At 59.5% G+C, this 6000-nt stretch carries 8 protein-coding genes (1 of these 8 cut by a window edge); 7 read left to right on the plus strand and 1 reads right to left on the minus strand.

From position 1 onward, the window contains the following. Positions 1 to 2 precede the first annotated feature (2 nt). A complete protein-coding gene (locus C2U47_RS10335) occupies positions 3 to 701 on the plus strand; it encodes an RNA ligase family protein (RefSeq protein ID WP_103261637.1) in 699 nt (232 codons plus the stop codon). Further along, positions 698 to 1453 carry an HNH endonuclease gene (locus tag C2U47_RS10340; protein ID WP_103261638.1) on the plus strand — a complete coding sequence of 252 codons (756 nt, stop codon included), beginning with the start codon at positions 698 to 700 and terminating at the stop codon, positions 1451 to 1453. The genes C2U47_RS10335 and C2U47_RS10340 overlap by 4 nt, the downstream gene beginning before the upstream one ends. 192 nt (positions 1454 to 1645) lie before the next feature. Here C2U47_RS10340 and C2U47_RS10345 read toward each other — a convergent pair whose 3' ends face one another. Beyond that, the gene (locus C2U47_RS10345; protein ID WP_010672236.1) at positions 1646 to 2422 is read right to left on the minus strand and encodes a LuxR family transcriptional regulator; all 777 of its coding nucleotides are present in this window, start codon (positions 2420 to 2422) and stop codon (positions 1646 to 1648) included. A gap of 211 nt (positions 2423 to 2633) precedes the next feature. On the opposite strand from C2U47_RS10345, the gene C2U47_RS10350 reads away from it, so the two are divergent. The 5 genes in view from C2U47_RS10350 to C2U47_RS10370 are tightly spaced (each overlapping or abutting the next) and all read left to right on the plus strand, a layout consistent with a single transcriptional unit that may run on beyond the window. Then, complete coding sequence (locus C2U47_RS10350; protein ID WP_045522614.1) at positions 2634 to 3395, plus strand: DUF3450 domain-containing protein; 762 nt, start codon at positions 2634 to 2636, stop codon at positions 3393 to 3395. Beyond that, positions 3392 to 4699, plus strand: coding sequence for a MotA/TolQ/ExbB proton channel family protein (locus C2U47_RS10355; RefSeq protein WP_039040619.1), 1308 nt, complete (start codon positions 3392 to 3394; stop codon positions 4697 to 4699). Before C2U47_RS10350 ends, C2U47_RS10355 begins: the two co-directional genes overlap by 4 nt. Continuing rightward, positions 4696 to 5226: a MotA/TolQ/ExbB proton channel family protein gene (locus C2U47_RS10360; RefSeq protein ID WP_049637204.1), complete on the plus strand. Its 531-nt coding sequence runs from the start codon at positions 4696 to 4698 to the stop codon at positions 5224 to 5226. Before C2U47_RS10355 ends, C2U47_RS10360 begins: the two co-directional genes overlap by 4 nt. Next, complete coding sequence (locus tag C2U47_RS10365) at positions 5223 to 5624, plus strand: ExbD/TolR family protein (protein WP_010672232.1); 402 nt, start codon at positions 5223 to 5225, stop codon at positions 5622 to 5624. Before C2U47_RS10360 ends, C2U47_RS10365 begins: the two co-directional genes overlap by 4 nt. Continuing rightward, positions 5621 to 6000 carry the 5' portion of an energy transducer TonB gene (locus tag C2U47_RS10370; RefSeq protein ID WP_049637203.1) on the plus strand. Its footprint extends 283 nt past the window's final position, so 380 of the gene's 663 nt are visible here — the first part of the coding sequence; the start codon lies at positions 5621 to 5623; its stop codon lies beyond the right edge, outside the window. Before C2U47_RS10365 ends, C2U47_RS10370 begins: the two co-directional genes overlap by 4 nt.

Below are 6000 nucleotides of genomic sequence, written 5' to 3' on the forward strand. Positions count from 1 at the left end.
CTATGTCAGACTTCTTTCGTTTCCCTCACACACCGCACCTTGCTTGGCTGGGCGAAGGCTCACCACGAGATGACAAAGTGTTGGCGCCTAATGAGGTTACGGGATTGCTGGCAGGTGATGTGGTGGTGGAGGAAAAGCTGGATGGGGCAAATGTAGGCTTCTCGCTGGCACGCGATGGCCATCTACGCGCGCAAAACCGGGGACAGTATCTCGCGGAGCCCCACGCCGGGCAATTCGCCCGCTTGCCTACATGGCTGGCGCAGCACAGCGAAAGCTTACGAAGTGTGCTCAAGCCCAATCTGATTCTTTTTGGAGAGTGGTGTGCCGCTCGCCATTCGCTGGACTACGCGGCACTGCCGGACTGGTTTCTGCTCTTTGATGTCTACGACCGCATCGCAGACCGTTTCTGGAGCTCCTCTCGCCGCAATGCACTGGCCAATAACGCTGGATTGGTAACCGTGCAGACGGTGCTACATGGTAAGGCCACGCTGACCGCGCTCAAGCAGCTAGTCACTACCAAACAGAGTTATTACCGCCAAGGCCCGCTGGAGGGCGTGGTAGTCCGCCGTGAATCGGCCGACTGGTGCGACGCCCGCGCAAAGCTCGTTCGCCCCGATTTCACCCAATCCATCGAAACCCACTGGCGCAAGCGGGCGATTGAGTGGAACCGAATAATCAATCCATCAGGGATTCCGGAATGAACCCTCTGCAACGCACCCTCATCGAGAAAACCGGCAACGACAATGGCTTCGAGCATGTGGTTACCTCGGATGCGAGCTGTGTCACCTTGGCCTCGGCACGTCATGCCAATCGCGCCCTGGTTGGCTTGGAAGGTAGCGCATATCACGTGTGCTTCGAAACGGCTTCACAGTCATTGATACCTGAGTTGCAGCGCAGTTTTCCGGCGATGCAAGTCGCTGATACGTTTCGGGTCGGTACCGAGGCGGATCTGGCCGCATTGCTACGCCGGGCAGCTAGTCTTTCTCGTGCCTTGCCCAGTCAGGCTGCGAGCGATTACCAGCAGGCCGTGGCCGCAGAGCTTTCTGAGCTTCCAGCAGGCATTGTCGGTACTGAGGTCGAACGCATGGTTCGTCAGCGCGTTGGGCAAAATAAGTTTCGTGATGCAATGCTGGATTACTGGGGTGGAGCATGTGCCGTGACGGGGGTGGCTATACCTGAGGTGCTGCGCGCCAGCCACGCCAAGCCTTGGGCCGAATGCGGGACGGACGCAGAGCGGTTGGATGTGTTCAATGGCTTTTTGCTGAGCGCCAACCTCGACGCGCTATTTGATCGCTTCCTCATAAGTTTTGACGAGCAAGGTGTGCTGTTAACCGCGCCAGCTTTGGCGGGGATCGACTTGCAGCCTCTGGGTATTTCGCACGGTATGAAATTGCGTTGGATCGATTCTCTACATCAGCCGTATCTTGCGATCCACCGTTCCCGATTATGCTAAATTGGTGTCACACTTTATTACTCCGTCATCCCATGGTTCCTGGCTGCATTCGCCAATTGGTATCCTACTTTATTTTTGTGTGACTGTTTTTTTATGTCGTAGGATGTGTCTTGTAGAGTGATTAGGTATCCAACTTTATTACTTGCATACAAAAGAGCCGCATTGCGGCTCTTTTGGTTTTGGCAAAACAGGCTACGACAGCCGCAGGTTGGTGATGGTCACGTCGTCCAGGGAAGGCACAATGATGCCGCTGGAGATGCTCTTGGCAATCGCCTGGTTGCGGTTGCGCGAGTCCGTCTTGTTGGTGACCTGATTGAGGTGGAAGTTCACGGTTCGCTCGCTGATGCCGAGGATGGTGGCGATCTCCCAGGAGGTCTTGCCCTCGCTGGCCCAGAACAGGCACTCCTTCTCCCGATCCGACAGCTCGGCCAGGTATTTCATGAGGTCTGGCCTGGCCTTGATGAGGGTCAGGGCCGAGTTGAAGATGTAGCTGGCACAGAATGACAGCAGGGGAACGTTTTCAAACATCAGATCGGAATTGGACTTCTCCTTGCTGATGAAAGAGAGGATGCCGTGTTCCCCCTGCGGCGTGTGCAGCGGGAAGGAGACGCCGTTCCTCACCCCGAAGTCGGCGGCGAGGTTCATTACTTCCCTGCTGGCGCTGGGCAACCAGGGGGCATCACAATCGAGCTTGTTCCAGAAGATGGGCTGGGTCTGCTTCAGTCCCAGGAAGACGACCGGATCCTGGGTCAGGTAGTGTCGTTCCGAATAGGCATCAAACCAGCTGGTGGGGCAGTTGTTGAACAAGGCCACATGGGATTTCTGCATACTGATGGGGAAAATAATCAGCAAACGGAAGTAATCAAACCCCATCTGATGACTGAAGCGCTCCAGTTGTTGCTGGATCTCGCTGGTCTTCTTCGCCTTGGTGAACCGATCTATGTGTTCCCAGATCGCATCGTTAAACATGTAAGTCTCCTTTTTCGATCACTTATCTTGCTGATCGAAAAGACATTTTTTAGTTATTTAAAATGGTGTTGCGACTACCAACGCCAGTTATTCCCGTACTTGTCTAAAAAGTATCCTGTTTTTTCGGCCAGAGGCCAAGAAAATCATCTGATTGCCAGTGACCCTACTCTTTGAGACAATGAGAATAGTTATCATTGTTAAGATTTATATCATGAACAAGTTTTGGGGTCTGGCCTTGTTACCCATGGCCGTTCATTGCGTCGTGTCCGCCGACGAAGTGGTTGCGCCAGCATTGAAGAACAGTATCGCCGACGGGAAAGCCTCCCAGCTGCGTGTGGAGAAAGCCGCCGATGGCGCCGTCGCCGCCAGGATTGAGCTGCAAAATGCCCAACTGCAACTGCGGGATCTGGAAGCCTACAACCGCTACATGCAGTCTCTGGTGGCCGATCAGCAAAACGAGCTGGGCAAGCTGAGCCAGCAGTTGGAAGCGGTACAGGAGACCAGGCAGGGGCTTGTCCCCCTGATGCTGCAGATGCAAGCCGATCTGGAACAGCTGGTACAGGATGACATCCCGCTGCGCAGGGAGGATCGTCTGGCGCGGGTTGCTGCCTTGAAAGCGACGCTGGCCAGAGCCGATGTGAGCGAGGCGGAGAAGTTCCGCCAGCTATTGCAGGCCTATCAGATTGAAGCCGAATACGGCAGCAGGCTGGACCATTATTCCGCCGAGCTGGTGCTGGATGGCGCACCGCGCCGGGTCGATGTGCTGGCTCTGGGCCGGGTCTCCCTGCTGGCGATGACCGCCGATCGCTCCCAGGCGTGGCGTTGGTCTGCCGAGCACAAGCAGTGGCAAGCCCTCGACGGCCAGTGGCTCTCCCCCATCGCCGAGGCGTTGGAAATGGCTGCCGACAAGAAAGTTCCCCAGTTGTTGAATGTCCCCCTTTCCGTCAGCCGTGGTCAGGAGGCCCAGTCATGAGCGTCACCATGAAGTGGTTACCCCTTGCCCTCGCCCTCTCTCTGGGCACCACAGCCGCCGTGGCCGAGGAAGCCTGGCAGCAGCAGGAACAGGCCCGTGAACAGAAGGCTCAGCAGGATCTGGCGTCTGTCTCCAGGGAGCTGAGCACTGCCCGTACCAAGCTGGCCGAGGCCCAGCGCCTGAGCAAGGAGCTGGCCAGCCAGTTCGCGGCCAATGAAAAGCAGCTGGTGGAGCTCAATACCCAGTGGGAGCAAGCCTCCGGCGACATGAACGACATCTTTGCTGTCACCCGTCAGGGGGCAAGCGATGCGGTCAAGCTGCTGAGCGAATCCGCCGTCGAGGGCCAGTATCCTGATCGCCTCGCCCCGCTGAAAACCATGGCACAGGATAAACAGGTGCCTGATCGCGCCGCCCTTGCCCTGCTGCCAGCCACCTTGCTACAGGAGATCCGCGAATCGGGCCGGGTTGCCCAGTTCAACGGCAAGGTGCTTGATGCCCAGGGCGTTGCCAGCGAGCAGACGTTGACCCGGATCGGCAGCTTCGCCCTGCTGGGCGATGCTGGTTTCTTGCAACCGGAGGCCGAAGGCCTGAGTCCGGTGCTGGGCCTGCCAGGCAGCGTGCTTTCCGCTGTGGCCGCTTATCAGGGTCAGGAGGGAGAAGCGTTGCCGCTGGATCCCTCCCACGGTGTTCTGCTCGATATGCTGGCCCAGGCGCCCACCTTCTGGCAGCAAGTCCAGCAGGGCGGCCAGGTCGGCGCCATCATCGTGCTGCTGGCCGCTATCGGCCTGGGGATCGCTGGAGTACGGCTGTGGAGCCTCTCTCGCGAACTGGGTCGGGTTCGTCGCCAGCTCAAGAGCGGTGAATATCATGCCGACAACGCCCTCGGCCGGGTGCTGACGGTGGCTGACAAGCATCCAGAACTGAGCATGGAGACCCTCGAACTGCGTCTGGATGAGGCGATCCTGCAGGAGACCCCTCGCCTGGAGCGCGGCATCGGCATGGTCAAGGTGATCGCGGCCATCGCCCCAATGCTGGGTCTGCTCGGGACAGTGACCGGTATGATCGGCACCTTCCAGGCCATCACCCAGTTCGGTACCGGCGATCCCAAGATCATGGCGGGCGGCATCTCCATGGCCTTGGTCACCACGGTGCAGGGTCTGGTAGCGGCCATTCCGCTGATCCTGGCCCACAGCCTGTTGCAGTCCCGTTTCACCGAGCTCTCCAACGTGCTGGAACAGCAGGTGGCCGGGATCCTGGCCGAGCGGGCCGAAAGCAATGGTGACAGGGTGGAGCGGGTAGCATGATGCTCGACATCTGGCAGCAGTTGCAGAGCTTCATGGGCCGTGGCGGCCCGGTGCTCTGGGTCATTCTGGCCTTGCTGGTGCTGATGTGGATTCTGATGATCGAGCGGCTGCTCTACCTCAACCTGGGGTTTGCACCGTTGCAGTGTCAGCTGCTGGGCCGCTGGCAGGCGCGTCGCGAGCGTCACAGCTGGCACGCTCGCGCGATTCGCGGGCGCTGGCTGGCAGAAGTGGAGCTGGCGCTCAACCGTCATCTGATCTTCATCCGCACCCTGGTGGTGCTCTGCCCCATGCTGGGGTTGCTGGGTACAGTGACCGGCATGATAGGCGTATTCGATGCGCTGGCTGCGGCCAACCGCTTTAACCCGGAGAGCATGGCGGGAGGGATCTCCCGCGCCACCATCCCCACCATGGCAGGCATGGTGGTGGCCCTCTCCGGCGTGTTGTTACTTAGCCGGCTCGAGAGTCAGGCCAAGCGTGCGCTGGCCAAGACCCGGGACGGCCTGCGAGAAGAGAAGGTAATGCAATGAGACGGCAATCCAAACGCCAGCGTGACGAAGTGCAGATCGACATGACCCCCATGCTGGATATCGTCTTCATCATGCTGATCTTCTTCATCGTGACCACCTCCTTCGTGCGCGAAGCCGGGCTTGAGGTACACAGACCCCAGGCCAGCCAGGCCAAGGCGCAGAAATCGTCCAGCATCATGCTGGCGATCGGCGCTCAGGGGCAGATCTTCCTCGACCGCAAACAGGTGGATGTGGAGCGGGTGCAGGCCACCCTCGCCCGACTGTTGGCGGAGCAGCCCGAGGCAAGCCTGGTGATCCAGGCCGATGAACGGGTACCCCACGGCAAGGTGGTGCGGGTGATGGATGAAGCCAAGGCGGCAGGCATCGCCAACATCGCCGTAGCGGTGGCACCGAAATGAAACACAAGTTGATGAGCCTGGGACTGGGGACCGCCCTCAGTCTGGGCATCCTGTTGTTCATGGCCACCCTGGTGGAGCCGCCCGGAGGGGAGAAGGCGACTACAGAGCAGAAATCCATCGTCATCAACATGCAGAACGAGGTGACCGAGGTACAGGTGCGTGAGCGGCCGGTACCCCAGGAGCCGGAACCCTTGCCGGAGCCGCCTGCCGCGCTGGCTTCGACACCGATGCCCATGCCGGCGGCGGCCCCGCTGCCTTCGGTACAGCCGAGCCTGGATCTGGTCTCGACCCTGAGTGCGGTACAGGTCTCCGCCCCTGGCGTGGCGACCAGTCCCACTCCGGTCGCGAGCGGCAATTTCCATGGTCAGCAGCAGGG

The organism is Aeromonas sp. ASNIH7, from assembly GCF_002903485.1.
Lineage (GTDB): Bacteria > Pseudomonadota > Gammaproteobacteria > Enterobacterales > Aeromonadaceae > Aeromonas > Aeromonas caviae.

Excerpts from the sequence above, each read along its gene's own strand:
- C2U47_RS10360 (WP_049637204.1), top strand. The coding sequence starts at position 4,696 with ATGATGCTCGACATCTGGCAGCAGTTGCAGAGCTTCATGGGCCGTGGC.
- C2U47_RS10345 (WP_010672236.1), bottom strand. The coding sequence starts at position 2,422 with ATGTTTAACGATGCGATCTGGGAACACATAGATCGGTTCACCAAGGCG.
- C2U47_RS10350 (WP_045522614.1), top strand. The coding sequence starts at position 2,634 with ATGAACAAGTTTTGGGGTCTGGCCTTGTTACCCATGGCCGTTCATTGC.
- C2U47_RS10355 (WP_039040619.1), top strand. The coding sequence starts at position 3,392 with ATGAGCGTCACCATGAAGTGGTTACCCCTTGCCCTCGCCCTCTCTCTG.
- C2U47_RS10365 (WP_010672232.1), top strand. The coding sequence starts at position 5,223 with ATGAGACGGCAATCCAAACGCCAGCGTGACGAAGTGCAGATCGACATG.
- C2U47_RS10335 (WP_103261637.1), top strand. The coding sequence starts at position 3 with ATGTCAGACTTCTTTCGTTTCCCTCACACACCGCACCTTGCTTGGCTG.
- C2U47_RS10340 (WP_103261638.1), top strand. The coding sequence starts at position 698 with ATGAACCCTCTGCAACGCACCCTCATCGAGAAAACCGGCAACGACAAT.